Here is a 15,114-nt window from a genome sequence, read left to right as displayed (position 1 = left end):
GCTCAGATGCGCTGCAGGTCCATCAGCACCCGGCGCGTGGCCAGGGGCCGGCCGGCCAGGTTCTCGGCCAGGCGTTCGCGCAGGTCGCGGCGCAAGGCAGGTTCGATGACCGGGTCGTCAAAATCGGGCTCGACTTCATCCACGCCATAGCCGGTTTCGCGCAGCAACGTCCATTCGAAACGGCGCAAGGCGCCGGCCGCGCGGGTGCCGCCCGACAGCTGCTGCAACGCCATGTCGTAGGCATCGAACAGCAAGGGATGGGCGTCTTCGCGGGGCAACAGCCGCAGCAGCAGCTCGTTCATGTACCAGGCCGACATCAGCGCGGTGCCGCTCAGGGCGCGCACGCCCATGATCTCGGCGCGCGTCAGCGTCTTGACTTCGCCGTTGCCGGTCCAGGACAGCAGCAAGGGCTGAAAGGCCGACAACACGGGGCGCAGGACGGAATACGGGCGCTTGGCGCCCTTGGCGACCATGGCCACGCAGCCGTGGTCGCGCGAGAAGGTCTGAACAATGAGGGAAGTCTCACGCCACGCAGTGGCGTGCAGCATGTATCCCGGGCGATCCTGGACGCGTGGCGCCCGTTTACTCATAGCCCAGATCGCGCAGCGCACTCTCGCGGTCGGACCAGCCCTTGCGCACCTTGATGTAGATCTCAAGGTGCACCGGCTTGTCCAGCAGCTTGGCGATGTCCTGCCGCGCCTCGGAAGCGATGCGTTTCATGTGCATGCCACCCGTGCCCAGCAGAATGGGCTTGTGGCTGTCACGCTCGACGACGACGCAGGCCGCAATGCGCGCGCCCTTGTCGGTTTCTTCCCATTGCTCGATGACGACCGTACAGCCGTAGGGCAGCTCGTCGCCGACCAGGCGGAAGATCTTCTCGCGCACCAGCTCGGCCGCGATGAAGCGCATCGGACGGTCGGTCAGGGTGTCTTCTTCGAACATCGCCTCGCCTTCCGGCAGGCGCGCCGCGATTTCCTGCAGCAGCTGGTCCAGTTGCTGGTTCTTGGTGGCACTGACCGGCACCACGGCGCCGAACGGGTGCAGCGCCATGATCTTGGAGACAAAGGCAAACAGCTCGTCGCGGTTCTTCAAGGCGTCGATCTTGCTGACGACCAGGATGGTGCGCTCCGGCGACGGCAAGAGCGGCAGCAACTTGGCGTCACCCTCGGACCACTTGCCGGCCTCGACCACGTGCACCACCACGTCGACGTCGGCCAGGGCCTGCGTCACGACGCGGTTCATCATGCGGTTCATGGCGCCGCCATGGCGCGTCTGGAACCCCGGCGTATCGACGAACACGAATTGCTCGTGCTCGCGCGTCAGCACGCCATGAATGCGGTGACGCGTCGTCTGCGCCTTGCGCGACACGATGGAAATCTTGGAACCGATCAGGGCGTTCGTCAGCGTGGACTTGCCCACATTGGGGCGGCCGACGATGGCCACGAAGCCGGTACGAAAAGGGGTATCGCTCATTTAGTCTCTTGGGACACTGCCACGGGCAGCGACAATTGCGCGGTTTTGCGCGCCTTGCCCGACTTGCGGGCAGCCTTGGCGGCCGGGCTGACGGCCAGCGCGGCTTCCAGCGCCAGCTTGGCCGCCGATTGCTCGGCGGCGCGACGGCTGGCGCCAGGTGCCGTCACTTTGATCTCGAGCGCCGGAATGGCGCACTCGACTTCAAACTGCTGGCTATGGGCCGCGCCATGCGTGGCCACCACGGTATACACGGGCAGGGCCAGCTTGCGGCCCTGCAGGAATTCCTGCAGCAAGGTCTTGGCGTCCTTGCCCAGGGTCTTGGGATCGACCGAAGCCAGCACCGGCTGGTACTGGCGCACGATCACGCGGCGGGCAGCATCGAAGCCGGCATCCAGGAACACGGCGCCGAACAGGGCCTCGACCGTGTCCGCCAGGATCGACGGGCGGCGGAAACCGCCGCTTTTCAATTCGCCTTCGCCCAGGCGCAGGTACTGCGACAGTTCCAGGCGCTGGGCGATATCGGCCAACGAGGCCTGCTTGACCAGGTTGGCCCGCAGGCGCGACAGGTCGCCCTCGTCGATTTTGGAATAACGCTCGAACAGCATGGCCGCGACGACGAAGTTCAGCACGGAATCCCCAAGGAATTCCAGCCGCTCGTTGTGGCGCGCACCATGGCTGCGGTGCGTCAGTGCCTGTTCAAGCAGTGCTGGATCACCGAAGTGGTGATCCAGCCGGTTTTCTAGCGTGGCTAGCGACATAATCAGTTGAACCGGCCGATCCGGCTGAGATCGCTGAAATTCATCCAGATGAAGAAGGCCTTCCCGACGATATTGGCTTCAGGTACGAAACCCCAATATCGGCTGTCGGCGCTGTTATCCCGATTATCGCCCATGGCGAAGTACTGCCCTTCGGGTACTTTGCAGCGTACCCCATCGCGGGAATATTGGCAGTTCCCGATGGACGGAAATTGGTACTGCGGACGATATTCCTGCGGCCGGCTTTCATCCAGCAGGATATTGTGGCTAACTTCGCCCAACTTCTCTTTATATTGTGCGATATACGACACACGGTCGGGTTCGAAGTAGTCGCCGTCGCGCACATGCGTCACCAATTCGCCGTTCACGTACAGCTTTTTGTCCAGGTAGGCCACTTCGTCACCCGGCAGGCCGACCACGCGCTTGATGTAGTCGACGTCCGGATCCACGGGATAGCGGAACACGAACACGTCGCCACGCTGCGGCTTGCCGATATCGACGACCTTCTTGTCGATGACAGGCAGGCGCAGGCCATAGCTGAACTTGTTCACCAGGATCAGGTCGCCCGATTGCAAGGTGGGCAACATCGAGCCCGAGGGGATGCGGAACGGCTCGACCACGAACGATCGCAGCACGAACACGAACAGGATCACAGGGAAAAAGCTGACGGCGTATTCGATCCACCACGGCACGCGACGGGCCTTGTCGCCGGCCTCACGGCGCAGGCGTTCGGCTTCCTGGGCGTCGCCGACCAGGGCCGCATCGTACTGCGCCATCGCCTCTTGCGCCCGACGCTCGCGGCCGCGCCGCAGAACAACCAGATCGAGCGCCCAGATAATGCCGGTCAGCACCAGCAGAACAAACAGGATCAGGGCAAAGTTCCAACTCATCAGCTAACCGCCTTCTTGGGTTCTATTTGTCGTCCACTTGCAGGATGGCCAGGAACGCTTCCTGGGGAATTTCCACCGTGCCGACCTGCTTCATGCGCTTCTTGCCGGCCTTCTGCTTTTCCAGCAGCTTCTTCTTGCGCGAGATGTCGCCGCCATAACACTTGGCCAGCACGTTCTTGCGCAGCGCCTTGACGTTTTCGCGAGCGATGATTTCGGCACCGATGGCGGCCTGGATCACGACGTCGAACATCTGGCGCGGAATCAGCCCGCGCATGCGGGTCACGACGTCGCGGGCGCGATGGCGCGCGTTGCTGCGGTGAACGATGACGGCCAATGCGTCGACGCGGTCGTTGTTGATCAACAGGTCCACGCGCACCACGTCGGCCGAGCGGTATTCCAGGAACTCGTAGTCCATCGATGCATAGCCGCGCGACACCGACTTGAGCTTGTCGAAGAAGTCCAGCACGATTTCGGCCAGCGGGATCTCGTACACCAGGTGCACCTGGCGCCCGTGGTAGCTCATGTTGATCTGCGAGCCGCGCTTGTTGTTGCACAAGGTCATGACCGGGCCGACGTAGTCTTGCGGCATGAACAGCGTGACCTTCACGATCGGCTCGCGGATGTCGGCGATCTTGCCCACTTCCGGCATGCGCGACGGACTTTCCACGGTGATCACCGAGCCATCACGCTGTTCGACTTCGTACACCACCGACGGCGCGGTGGTGATGATATCCATGTCGAACTCGCGCTCCAGGCGTTCCTGCACGATTTCCATGTGCAGAAGACCCAGGAAGCCGCAGCGAAAGCCGAAGCCCAGCGCCTGCGACACTTCGGGTTCGAACATCAGCGCGGCGTCGTTCAGCTTGAGCTTGTCGAGCGAATCGCGCAGTTGGTCGTATTCGGAGCTTTCGACCGGGTACAGGCCGGCGAACACCTGCGGCTTCACTTCCTTGAAACCCGGCAAGGCCGCGGCGGCCGGCTTGTTGGCCAGCGTGACGGTGTCGCCGACCTTGGCGTCTTCGAGCTGCTTGATGCCGGCGATGATGAAGCCCACCTCGCCCGCCGACAGATGCGGGCGCTGCTGCGACTTCGGCGTGAACACGCCGGTCTGCTCGCACAGGTGGGTGGCGCCGGAGGCCATCAGCAGGATCTTGTCCTTGGGCTTGAGCACGCCGTTGACGATGCGCACCAGCATCACCACGCCCACGTAGTTGTCGAACCACGAGTCGATGATCAGGGCCTGCAGCGGCGCGTCGGGGTCGCCCTTGGGCTGCGGCACGCGCGCCACGATGGCTTCGAGGATTTCGTCGATGCCCATGCCGGTCTTGGCGCTGGCCAGCACGGCCTGCGAGGCGTCAATGCCGATCACGTCCTCGACTTCCTGGCGGGCGCCCTCGGGGTCGGCCTGCGGCAGGTCCATCTTGTTCAGCACCGGCAGCACTTCCACGCCCAGCTCGATCGCGGTGTAGCAGTTGGCCACGGTCTGGGCCTCGACGCCCTGGGATGCATCCACCACCAGCAGCGCGCCTTCGCAGGCCGACAGCGAGCGGCTGACTTCATACGAGAAGTCGACGTGCCCCGGGGTGTCGATCAGGTTCAGGTTGTAGATCTTGCCGTCCTGCGCCTTGTAGTGCAGGGCCGCGGTCTGGGCCTTGATGGTAATGCCGCGCTCGCGTTCGATCTCCATGGAGTCGAGCACCTGCGCCGACATTTCGCGATCCGCCAATCCGCCGCAGCGCTGGATCAGGCGATCGGCCAGGGTCGATTTGCCGTGATCGATGTGGGCAATGATGGAGAAGTTGCGAATATGCTGCATGCTTGAATTTAAAAGGGACGGAACACTCGGCAAACTGCCGGAAGACGCCGCCACCAGGGTAGGCACGGCTGACGGGGGGTTGCAGGCAAACGCCTCGGGCACCTGGCCCGGCCGCCCTGCCGGGCCGCGATTCGCGGCGTTTCCGGGCAAAAACGAGGGGGCGCCAGGCGCCCCCTCTTGCGGCAACCAGCCATTTTAGCCGGTCTTGGGCCTTATTTGCTTGCGGGTACCGCCACCCACTGTGTCTGGTCGCCACGGCGCACCAGCAAGCCTGCCGCGCGGCCCTTGTCCAGCTTGCCCACCAGCTCGGCGAACTGCTTGGCGCCGGTGACGTCGGTGTCGTTCAGGGCCAACACAATGTCGCCTTCCTGCAGGCCCGCCTTGGCGGCGGCGCCCTCGGCAACCTTGACCTGCACGCCGCCCTTGATGCGCAGCTTCTTCTGCACGTCGGCGGGCACGTCCACCACGCCCAGGCCCAACGCATTGGTGACTTCCGGGGCAGGCGCCGCAGGCTTCTTGCCGCCCGCGGCCTTCTCGGCGGGGATCTCGCCCACCTTGACCGACAGCGTCATCTTCTTGCCCTTGCGCCACACTTCCATGTCGGCGCGGGTGCCGGGCTTGGTTTCGCCGACGATACGCGGCAGGTCGGACCAACGCTTGATCGGTTCCTTGTTGAACGACAGGATCACGTCGCCCGGCTGCACGCCCGCCTGCTCGGCCGGGCCGTCGACCTCGACGCTGCTGACCAGGGCGCCTTCGGCCTTGGGCAGGCCGATGGCCTCGGCCACATCCTTGCCGACTTCGCCGATCTGCACGCCCACGCGGCCGCGCGTCACCTTGCCGGTCGCGCGCAGTTGATCCACCACCCGCATCGCTTCGTCGATGGGAATGGCCAGCGAAATGCCCATGAAGCCGCCGCTGCGCGAGATGATCTGGGAATTGATACCCACGACTTCGCCCGCCAGGTTGATCAGCGGACCGCCCGAGTTGCCCGGGTTGACCGCCACGTCCGTCTGGATGAACGGCAGGTACTCGCCGGTATCGCGTCCGATCGCGCTGACGATGCCCGACGTGACCGTGGAATCCAGCCCGAACGGCGAGCCGATGGCCAGCACCCACTGGCCCTTCTTGAGCTTCTTGGGGTCGCCGATGACCAGCGGCGTCATGTCCTTGGCTTCGATCTTGATCAGTGCGACGTCGGTGCGCTCGTCGGTGCCGATGACCTTGGCCTTGAACTCGCGGCCGTCGGTCAGGGTGACGTAGATGTCGGTTGCATCGCTGACCACGTGGTTGTTGGTCATGATGTAGCCGTCATCGGAAATGAAGAAGCCCGAACCCACGCCGCGCGGCACGGTGCGTTCTTCGGGCTGCGGCTGCTGCGGACGTTGGCGCTGGCCGGGGGACGGCTGGCCCGGGGGCTGGAAGTCGGGGCCGAAGAACCAGCGGAACAGTTCGGCCGGATCGTTGCCGCCGGGGCCTACGCCACGGATCGGCACGGTGGCCGTGGTACGGATGTTCACGACCGCCGGATCGGCCTTCTCGATGATGCTGGTGAAGTCAGGCAGCACCACCGTCGGGGTGGGCGTGTCGGCCGCCGGGGTCTGCGCCTGCGAGAGGGGCGCGAACGCAGCCGACATCATGAGCCCCGCCGTCGCGGCCGCCAGAAAGCGCCGCAGGCTGGGGTTCGACACCATCAATGCTTTCATAGATTGCTCCGAGTTTCCTTCTTGCCGCAGAGGCCGCTCACTTGGAGCCGGCCGCCGGAGCGTTCGCCACGGGGACGTATTCAGTCGCTTGCGCCAATTGTTCCAGCGTCGCCACCGGCACTTCGCCCACGGCGGTCAGCCAGTAATCGGCGATACGGGTCCCGTACACGGTAATCGAACCGCGCTGGGCCGCGCCAGGGGGCGGATGATGGCCACGCTGGCTGTCATAGGGTTCGATGAACACGGAAATTGCCGCCAGGCCATCGGACAGCACCATCTGGTTGACCGTCGCGCCGCGCCCCATCGAGCGCGACACCTGCATCACCACGCTGAACCCCTTGGGCGCCGGAATGCGCCATCCCAGCGCGCCCAGGTCCACCGGCTTCATCGCGGGCTCAAGCACCTTCCAGTCGCGCGTGTTCCAGCGGGACGTGAGCGACTGCGGGTCGACCTCGGCGCCCAGGCGCAGCGAGGTGAACGACACCTGCTCGACCACGCCGCGGGCGGCGTTGAGCGTCTGGGCCTTCAGCAGCAGGTTGGTTTCGACGTCGGCGCACAGGCGATAGCCATAACGCAACTTGTCCAGGGGTTCGATAGTGATCAGGCGGCACTCGCGCCCGGCGACCCGGTGCAGGGCCGATTCGGTGCGGATCTTGTAGTGCTCGGTCAGGTTGGCCGGGTCACCCAGCAGCAGGCCGGGAAAGCGGTCGCCGCGGCGACGCTCGATCAGGACCGTCTTGCGCTCGGGAATCAGGCACTGCACATCTTCGTTGTGGCGCAGGTACTCGCGCGGCTGGCCGTCCAGGATCTCGAGGCGCTCGCGTTCGCCGGTGCCGTCCAGGACGTGCACCAGGCGCGACGACTGGATCATCTCGCCTTGCTGGTACATGAACACGCCTGCGTAGTCCTGCTTGCGCGCCGCCTGCTGGATGCGCGAAAGCAGCTGCACCACGTCATCGCCCTGCTGGGCGGGCGCCGTGTCGGCGGCTCGCGCGGGTTCGTGCGCGGCCAGGAATGCGGTCAGGAGCGTAGCGGCGAACCAGCCGGCACGGTGGGCCTGCCACGAGGCGGCCCGGCCCAGCACCGGCCAGCGGGTCGGAAGCACCAAGGCCATCAGCGTCCCGCTCCGACATCGAACGACACCTGGCGCACCGCGCTGGGGCCAGCCATCTGGCGATGGGCCTCCAGGTAGTCGCTCAGGCCCGAAGTGTCGGTGCCGCTCAGGCTGGCGTCGGCCAGCACGCGCGTCTCGGTGCCAGGGGAACCGCCCGCCAGATACGGCTGGGCCACCCAGGCGACGGTGGCAACCGCAGCCGCCACGGCCAGACCGGACAGGCCCATGCGCAGCGGCGAACGACGCCGGGGCGCTGCCACGATGGGCAGCTCGGCGTCCAGCGCGCGCGACAGGCGGGCGTGAAAGCCCGCGCTGGGCGTCAGCGCCAGGTCGGTATTGCGCAGGGCATCACCGATGAGGTGATAGGTGTCCCAGGTCTGCCGCCCTTCACGGGTCAGCAGGCCGGGGAGAATATCGTCGGTTTCCTCTCCATCCATCCAGGCGGAAAGTGATTCTTCCCAGGCGGCCTCGGAAGAAACGACGGACTTGGCTGCTGTTGTCTGCATGACTGCCACTCCTTACCAGCGACGCTCGGCATCGGTGCCAAGCAATGGGCGCAACTTGGTCGCGATGGCTTCACGCGCACGAAAAATGCGGGAACGCACCGTACCAATGGGGCAATCCATGCTCTGGGCGATGTCTTCGTAACTCATACCTTCGATTTCACGCAGGACGATCGCGGTGCGCAATTCCTCGGGCAATTCCTCGATGGCCGCGTTCACCGTCTCGGCGATTTCGCGGCTGGCCACCATGGATTCCGGCGTGCTTATATCGGTTAGGTTGTCGGTTTCGTTAAAAGTTTCACCGTCTTCCGTTTCTATCGCATTGGGCGCGCTCGGCCGCCGGCCCTGCGAGGCGAGCCAATTTCGGGCCGTATTGATGGCAATGCGATACAACCAGGTGTAGAACGCGCTCTCGCCCCGGAATTGGGGCAGGGCCCGGTAGGCCTTGATGAACGCTTCCTGGGCCACGTCCTCGATTTCGGACGGGTCCCGGATCATCCGGGCCAGCAGGCGAAGAATCTTGCGCTGGTACTTGAGCACCAGCAGATCGAAGGCCTTCTTGTCGCCCCGCTGGACGCGGGCGACAAGCTCAGCGTCGACTTCGCGCTCGCTCATGAGGCCTCCCGCAGGCGGACCGCCGGGGACGGGCGTCGCGCCGCACCAGCCAGCAGGCACAAACGCCGCCAGGCCTGGGGTCGCAACGTCTGCTGCCAGACGGTGAAAGTTACATTGTTGTTGTTAAAGGCCATACTCCCGGAGGGCAAAGGCTGCAGGGTGAGCGTAAGCCATGCCGGCCCGCGATGCTGGTCCACCAGCGCCGCGTCCTGCCAGCCGCCTGGCAGGCGCACCTGCCAGCGGCCAGACCCGGCCGCCGTACGCAACGCCGATACCGGGGACAGGCCACTACGGTCCGAGTGTAACAGCCCGGCCGCCAGCAGCAGCGTCACCAGAGCGGCGGCGCCCAGCCAGGCCGGGCCAAGCCAGGCGCCCGCCGTCAGGAGGCTGACCGCGGCCGCGGCCAGGCCCAGGGCCGGAAGCGCCGCAACGCCGCGCGGCCGCAAGACAGGCACGCGAAACGTCCAGCGCCCCTGGCCCGGGCCTTCCAAATCAGACCCGGCGAACGGCCATCGAGCCGTTGGTGCCGCCGAAGCCGAACGAGTTGGACAGCCCCACGTCGATCTTCATCTGCCGCGCTTCGTTGGCGCAGTAATCCAGATCGCATTCCGGATCCTGATTGAAGATGTTGATGGTCGGAGGCGAGACCTGGTTGTAGACCGCCAGGGTCGTGAACACGGCTTCGATGCCGCCGGCCGCACCCAGCAGGTGGCCGGTCATGGACTTGGTCGAGTTCACCACCAGCTTCTTGGCGTGGTCGCCGAAAGCCAGCTTCAGCGCGTCGGTCTCGTTCTTGTCGCCCAGGGGCGTGGACGTGCCGTGCGCGTTGACGTACTGGATGTCGTCCAGGTTCAGGCCGCCGTTGCGCAGCGCGTTGATGACGCCGCGGCGCGGGCCGTCCTTGTCGGGGGCCGTGATGTGGTGCGCGTCGGAGCTCATGCCGTAGCCGGCGAACTCGCCATAGATGCGCGCGCCGCGCTTCTTGGCGTGTTCGTATTCTTCCAGCACCAGCACGCCGGCGCCTTCGCCCAGCACGAAACCATCGCGGTCGCGGTCCCAGGGACGCGAAGCCGTTTGAGGATCATCGTTGCGGGTCGACAGCGCACGCATGGCGGCAAAACCGCCGATGCCCAGCGGCGACACGGTCGACTCGGCGCCACCGGCCACCATGACGTCGGCATCGCCGTACTCGATCAAGCGGGCCGCATCACCGATACAGTGCAGGCCCGTGGTGCAGGCCGACACGACGGCGTAGCTGGGACCCTTCATGCCATAGGCGATGGACAGGCGGCCGGAGATCAGGTTGATCAGCGAACCCGGCACGAAGAACGGCGAAATGCGCCGCGGACCCTTGGCCATGTATTCGACCTGGGTTTCTTCGATGCGCGGCAGGCCGCCGATGCCCGAACCGACGATCACGCCAATGCGCTCGGCATTGGCTTCGGTGACTTCCAGGCCGCTGTCGCGCCAGGCCTGCATCCCGGCAGCCAGGCCGTAATGGATGAAGGTATCCATCTGGCGGGCTTCTTTGGCCGAGATATAGGTGCTGATGTCGAAGTCTTTGACTTCGCCAGCGATGTGCGTGGTGATGGCCGAGGGATCGAAACGGGTGATGCGGCTGATGCCAGAACGTCCGTTGACGATATTGTCCCAAGCGGTGGTCAGGTCGTTGCCAACGGGCGAAACGATACCAAGGCCAGTGATGACGACTCGTCGCTTCACGGATGACTCCTCAAACAGACAAAAGAAAGGCGGTTTTCGGGATGCGCTGCACGTGCGGAACACGCAAAAGCGGGTCGGGCTTTAACCCCCGTCCCGCGCGTGGACCACACGGCAAATTCCTGAAACCGCCCCGATTCCCGGTTGGCCCCGAAATCGGATTTCGGGCAACCAGAAGGATATAGGCTGAGCTTACTGCTTACCGTTCGAATTGATGTAATCAATCGCTTGTTGCACGGTCGTGATCTTTTCGGCCTCTTCGTCGGGGATCTCGGTCTCGAATTCGTCTTCGAGCGCCATGACCAGTTCGACCATGTCGAGCGAATCGGCACCGAGGTCGTCAAGGAAGGAGGATTCGTTCTTGATCTCGGCTTCGTTCACGCCAAGTTGTTCAGCGACGATCTTCTTGACGCGCTGTTCGATGCTTTCCATGCAGATCTCCAAATGGGAAAAATCCCGCGAATTATAGCCAAGCGCAGAGTACTGCAAACGCCAGGCCGTGACAAAAATAACACCGCGCACTTCGAACTGTCGCCCCGAGGGCGCAGCAATACCGGTGTGCGGCGTTTCCGGTTGAACCGCGCGTTGCCCTGCCAGTTGCCCGGCAATGGCGCGGCGGCCTGGGCCGCCCGCGCGCTTCGTGACTTATTGCATGTACATCCCGCCGTTGACGTGCAGGGTGGTGCCGGTAATGTAACCCGCCTGCGGTCCGGACAAAAAGGCCACCGCATGGGCGATGTCCGCGGGCGAACCCAGACGGCCCAGCGGAATCTGCTGCAGCAGCGCGGCGGTCTGGTTCTCGCCCAGGGCGCGCGTCATGTCGGTATCGATGAAGCCCGGGGCCACGCAATTGACGGTGATGTTGCGGCTGCCCAGTTCACGCGCCAGGGCACGCGACATGCCGGCCACGCCCGCTTTCGCCGCGGCGTAGTTGGCTTGGCCCGGGTTGCCACTGGAACCCACCACCGACGTGACGTTGATGATACGTCCCCAACGGGCCTTCATCATGTTGCGGAGCACGGCGCGCGACAGGCGGAACACCGACGCCAGGTTGGTGTCGATGACGGCCGACCAGTCGTCGTCTTTCATGCGCATTGCCAGCGTATCGCGGGTGATGCCTGCATTATTGACGAGGATATGGGGGCCACCGCCCTCTTTGCCCAGGGCTTCGATCAGGGCGTCGCACGCTTCGGCGTTGGTCACGTCCAGCACCACGCCGCGGCCGCCGAACGGCGCCAGGGCTTCGGTGATGGCGGCCGCGCCAGACTCGGACGTGGCCGTGCCGACGACGGTTGCGCCGCGCGCGGCCAGTTCCTGGGCGATGGCGCGGCCGATGCCGCGCGTGGCGCCCGTGACCAGGGCGATCTTGCCCTGCAGTTCGATCGAGGTGTTTTCCATGCTCTTAATTTCCGTTAACCGCGGCCAACGCGGCTTCAAGCGAAGCCGGATCCGTGATGGCCAGGCCGGTAAGCTCGGGATCGATGCGCTTGGTCAAGCCGGCCAGTACCTTGCCGGGACCGCATTCGATGACGTGGGTCACGCCCTGGGCCTTCATGGCGCGCAGCGTTTCCACCCAGCGCACAGGATACCATGCCTGGCGGACCAGCGCATCCCGGATTGCCCCGGGCTCGACCGGCGAGGCGACATCGACGTTGTTGATGACGGGCACCTGGGGTGCAGACACCGTCACGCCCGCCAGGGCGCCGGCCAGCACGTCGGCGGCAGGCTTGAGCAGGCTGGAGTGGAACGGCGCGGATACCGGCAAGAGCAGCGCGCGCTTGGCGCCGGCGGCCTTGGCCAGTTCGCAGGCGCGTTCGACGGCGGCCTTGTGGCCCGCGATCACGACTTGGGCGGGGGCATTGAAGTTGACGGCTTCGACCACTTCGCCTTGAGCAGCGGCGGCACAGGCAGCGCGCACGGCGTCGTCGTCCAGGCCCAGGATGGCGGCCATGGCGCCGGTGCCGACCGGCACGGCGGCCTGCATGGCGTCGGCGCGCACACGCACCAGGCGCACGGCGTCTTCAAGGGCCAGCGAACCGGCGGCTGTCAGCGCGGCATATTCACCCAGGCTGTGGCCGGCCACGACGTCGGGCATGCGGCCACCTGCGGCGCGCCAGGCGGCGAAGAACGCGACGCTGGCGGTCAACATGGCCGGCTGGGTGTTGGTGGTGAGGTTGAGCTGGTCGGCGGGGCCCTGCGCGATCAGCGCGCCCAGGTCCTGGCCGAGCGCCTGCGAGGCGCGTGCCACGACATCGGTCGCCGCGGCGACATCGGACCAGGCGTCCAGCATGCCGACCGACTGGGAACCCTGGCCAGGAAAGACAAAAGCGATTTTCATGTTCGACCGTATGGATTGATTCAGAGTCTGTGGGAATGTCGGGCGCGTCATCCGGGCGGACGCGGCAGGCCGCGCCCGAGCCGGACTCGCCCTTACATGCGGGCCAGTACGGAACCCCAGGTGAATCCGCCGCCTACGCCTTGCATCAGGATGAGCTGACCCGGCTTGACGCGGCCATCGCGGCGCGCGGCATCCAGGGCCAGCGGCACGCTGGCCGCGGAGGTATTGGCGTGGCTGTCGACGGTGATGACAACCTTTTCGACCGGCACGGCAAGCTTGCGCGCCAGGAAATTCAGGATGCGGACGTTGGCCTGGTGCGGGATCAGCCAATCGACGTCGGCCAGCTCGACACCGGCTTCGGCGCACGTGTCGCGCGCCGATCGGTCCAGCACGGTGACGGCCTGCTTGAACACCGCCTGGCCGTCCATGCGCAGGAACGGGTCGCCCGTGACATCGCCATAGGCGACGTTGCCCGCGGCGCTGAGGATCTTCATCTGGCTGCCGTCGGCATGCAGCTGTGCGGCCAGGATGCCGGGCTTGTCGGAGGCCTTGAGCACCACGGCGCCCGCGCCATCGCCGAACAGCACGCAGGTGCTGCGGTCGTTCCAGTCGAGGATGCGCGAGAACACTTCGGCGCCGATCACCAGCGCGCAACGCGCACGGCCCGCGCGGATGAAGCTGTCGGCGGTGGTCAGGGCGTAGACGAAGCCGCTGCACACGGCCTGCACGTCGAAGGCTGCGGAGCCCTTGGCGCCCAGGTTCGCCTGCACCAGGCAGGCAGTGCTGGGAAACACGAAATCCGGCGTGGACGTGGCCAGCACGATCAGGTCGACTTCGGACGCATCCACACCGGCATCGGCCAGCGCGCGGCGCGAGGCCTCGGTGGCCAGCTGGCTGGTCGTGACACCGCGCTCGGCCAAATGGCGCTGGCGGATGCCCGTACGCTCGACGATCCATTCGTCGGACGTGGCGATATCGCGCGTCGCCAGTTCCGCCGCCAGGGCGTCATTCGAAACCACGCGTTCCGGCAGGAAGCTGCCGGTGCCCGCGATCACGGAATATTTCATTGCGGTATCCATCAAGCGGTGTCCCCAGCCACGCCCGATTCCAGCGCGGAAGCGCTCGAACCTGACTGCACGCGCTGGTTGATCTGTGCGACCGTCTGAGCGGTGCGCTCAAGCAGTTTACTCACCACGGCTTCGCGCGCACGCTGCAGCGCGAAGCCGAAGGCGTAGGCGTCGGCAGAGCCATGGCTCTTGATGACCACGCCGCGCAGGCCCAGCAGCGCCGCGCCGTTGTAGCGGCGGTTGTCGACACGGTTGCGCAGGCGGTTGAGCACCGGCTTGGCCAGCGCGCCGATCAGCAGCGTGACCAGGTTGCGTTTGAACTCTTCGCGAATGACGCTGGACAACATCTTGGCCAGGCCTTCGACGGACTTGAGCACGACGTTGCCGACGAAACCGTCGCAGACGACCACGTCGACCGTGCCCTTGAAAATGTCATTGCCTTCCACGTTGCCGTAGAAGTTCAGGGGACTGGCGCGCAGAAGCTCGGCGGCCTCCTTGACGACCTCGTTGCCCTTGATGACTTCTTCGCCGATGTTGAGCAAGCCCACGGTGGGGTTCTCGCGATGGTCGACCGCCTGCGACAGCGCGGCGCCCATGATGGCGAATTGCAGAAGGTGCTCGGCCGAGCAGTCCACATTCGCGCCCAGGTCCAGCACCGTGGTGGCGCGGCCCGTCTGGTTCGGAATGGACGTGGCGATCGCAGGGCGGTCGATGCCGTCCAGCGTCTTGAGCACGTAGCGTGAAATGGCCATCCAGGCGCCGGTATTGCCCGCGGAAACGCAGGCGTCGGCACGCCCATCCTTGACGGACTGGGCAGCCAGGCGCATGGAGGAATCTTTTTTGCGGCGCAGGGCGACCTCGACCGGGTCGTCCATGGTGACGACTTCGGAAGCCGCCACGATCTCAAGGCGATCGCGCGCCACGTCGCGGTGCTCGGAGAGCGCCGCTTCGATAGCGTCGGGAAGCCCGACCAGCAACAGCCGGGTATCCGGAAATTGCCGGGCGAACTCGATCGCAGCCGGAATCGTGACGGGCAGACCGAAGTCTCCGCCCATACAGTCTATGGCGATGCGTATCACGGGTGCCAGGTATCAGCGCTCAGCCGAAATGGTCCGAGT

At 65.4% G+C, this 15,114-nt stretch carries 15 protein-coding genes; all 15 read right to left on the bottom strand.

Features of this window, described 5'->3' with window-relative positions:
• Nucleotides 1–2: 2 nt before the first annotated feature.
• Entirely contained in the window at nt 3–590 is a 588-nt protein-coding gene (gene recO, locus AC6LJ2_RS23295) for a DNA repair protein RecO (protein ID WP_498152277.1), read from the bottom strand.
• A complete protein-coding gene (era, locus tag AC6LJ2_RS23290) occupies nt 583–1,473 on the bottom strand; it encodes a GTPase Era (protein WP_025137140.1) in 891 nt (296 codons plus the stop codon). Before era ends, recO begins: the two co-directional genes overlap by 8 nt.
• Nucleotides 1,470–2,231, bottom strand: a complete 762-nt coding sequence (gene rnc, locus AC6LJ2_RS23285) for a ribonuclease III (protein ID WP_183007441.1) — start codon at nt 2,229–2,231, stop codon at nt 1,470–1,472. Before rnc ends, era begins: the two co-directional genes overlap by 4 nt.
• Before the next feature lie 2 nt (nt 2,232–2,233).
• Nucleotides 2,234–3,118 (bottom strand): signal peptidase I, encoded by an 885-nt coding sequence (lepB, locus tag AC6LJ2_RS23280; RefSeq protein ID WP_445658414.1) that lies wholly within the window; start codon nt 3,116–3,118, stop codon nt 2,234–2,236.
• Between the two features lie 22 nt (nt 3,119–3,140).
• A complete protein-coding gene (gene lepA / locus AC6LJ2_RS23275) occupies nt 3,141–4,934 on the bottom strand; it encodes a translation elongation factor 4 (RefSeq protein ID WP_263910504.1) in 1,794 nt (597 codons plus the stop codon).
• 212 nt (nt 4,935–5,146) lie between these two features.
• Entirely contained in the window at nt 5,147–6,640 is a 1,494-nt protein-coding gene (locus AC6LJ2_RS23270; protein WP_263910502.1) for a DegQ family serine endoprotease, read from the bottom strand.
• A gap of 37 nt (nt 6,641–6,677) precedes the next feature.
• The gene (locus tag AC6LJ2_RS23265; protein WP_263910500.1) at nt 6,678–7,754 is read right to left on the bottom strand and encodes a MucB/RseB C-terminal domain-containing protein; all 1,077 of its coding nucleotides are present in this window, start codon (nt 7,752–7,754) and stop codon (nt 6,678–6,680) included.
• Nucleotides 7,754–8,260: a sigma-E factor negative regulatory protein gene (locus AC6LJ2_RS23260; RefSeq protein WP_025137134.1), complete on the bottom strand. Its 507-nt coding sequence runs from the start codon at nt 8,258–8,260 to the stop codon at nt 7,754–7,756. Before AC6LJ2_RS23260 ends, AC6LJ2_RS23265 begins: the two co-directional genes overlap by 1 nt.
• A 12-nt stretch (nt 8,261–8,272) precedes the next feature.
• Complete coding sequence (rpoE, locus tag AC6LJ2_RS23255; RefSeq protein ID WP_006223829.1) at nt 8,273–8,872, bottom strand: RNA polymerase sigma factor RpoE; 600 nt, start codon at nt 8,870–8,872, stop codon at nt 8,273–8,275.
• A gap of 492 nt (nt 8,873–9,364) precedes the next feature.
• Nucleotides 9,365–10,594, bottom strand: coding sequence for a beta-ketoacyl-ACP synthase II (fabF, locus tag AC6LJ2_RS23250; protein WP_498152276.1), 1,230 nt, complete (start codon nt 10,592–10,594; stop codon nt 9,365–9,367).
• A 189-nt stretch (nt 10,595–10,783) separates the two neighbouring features.
• On the bottom strand, nt 10,784–11,023 hold the full coding sequence (gene acpP, locus AC6LJ2_RS23245) for an acyl carrier protein (protein WP_005012191.1): 240 nt from the start codon (nt 11,021–11,023) through the stop codon (nt 10,784–10,786).
• Nucleotides 11,024–11,236: 213 nt separating this feature from the next.
• Entirely contained in the window at nt 11,237–11,989 is a 753-nt protein-coding gene (fabG, locus tag AC6LJ2_RS23240; RefSeq protein WP_498152275.1) for a 3-oxoacyl-ACP reductase FabG, read from the bottom strand.
• A 4-nt stretch (nt 11,990–11,993) separates the two neighbouring features.
• Nucleotides 11,994–12,929, bottom strand: a complete 936-nt coding sequence (gene fabD / locus AC6LJ2_RS23235; protein WP_498152274.1) for an ACP S-malonyltransferase — start codon at nt 12,927–12,929, stop codon at nt 11,994–11,996.
• Between the two features lie 92 nt (nt 12,930–13,021).
• Entirely contained in the window at nt 13,022–14,008 is a 987-nt protein-coding gene (locus AC6LJ2_RS23230; protein ID WP_263910493.1) for a beta-ketoacyl-ACP synthase III, read from the bottom strand.
• The gene (plsX, locus tag AC6LJ2_RS23225) at nt 14,008–15,075 is read right to left on the bottom strand and encodes a phosphate acyltransferase PlsX (RefSeq protein ID WP_263910492.1); all 1,068 of its coding nucleotides are present in this window, start codon (nt 15,073–15,075) and stop codon (nt 14,008–14,010) included. Before plsX ends, AC6LJ2_RS23230 begins: the two co-directional genes overlap by 1 nt.
• Nucleotides 15,076–15,114: the final 39 nt, after the last annotated feature.

This window comes from Achromobacter sp. 1014246743, from assembly GCF_059760725.1.
Note: the sequence above shows the minus strand (reverse complement) of the source record. Positions and strands in the feature narration are given on the sequence as shown.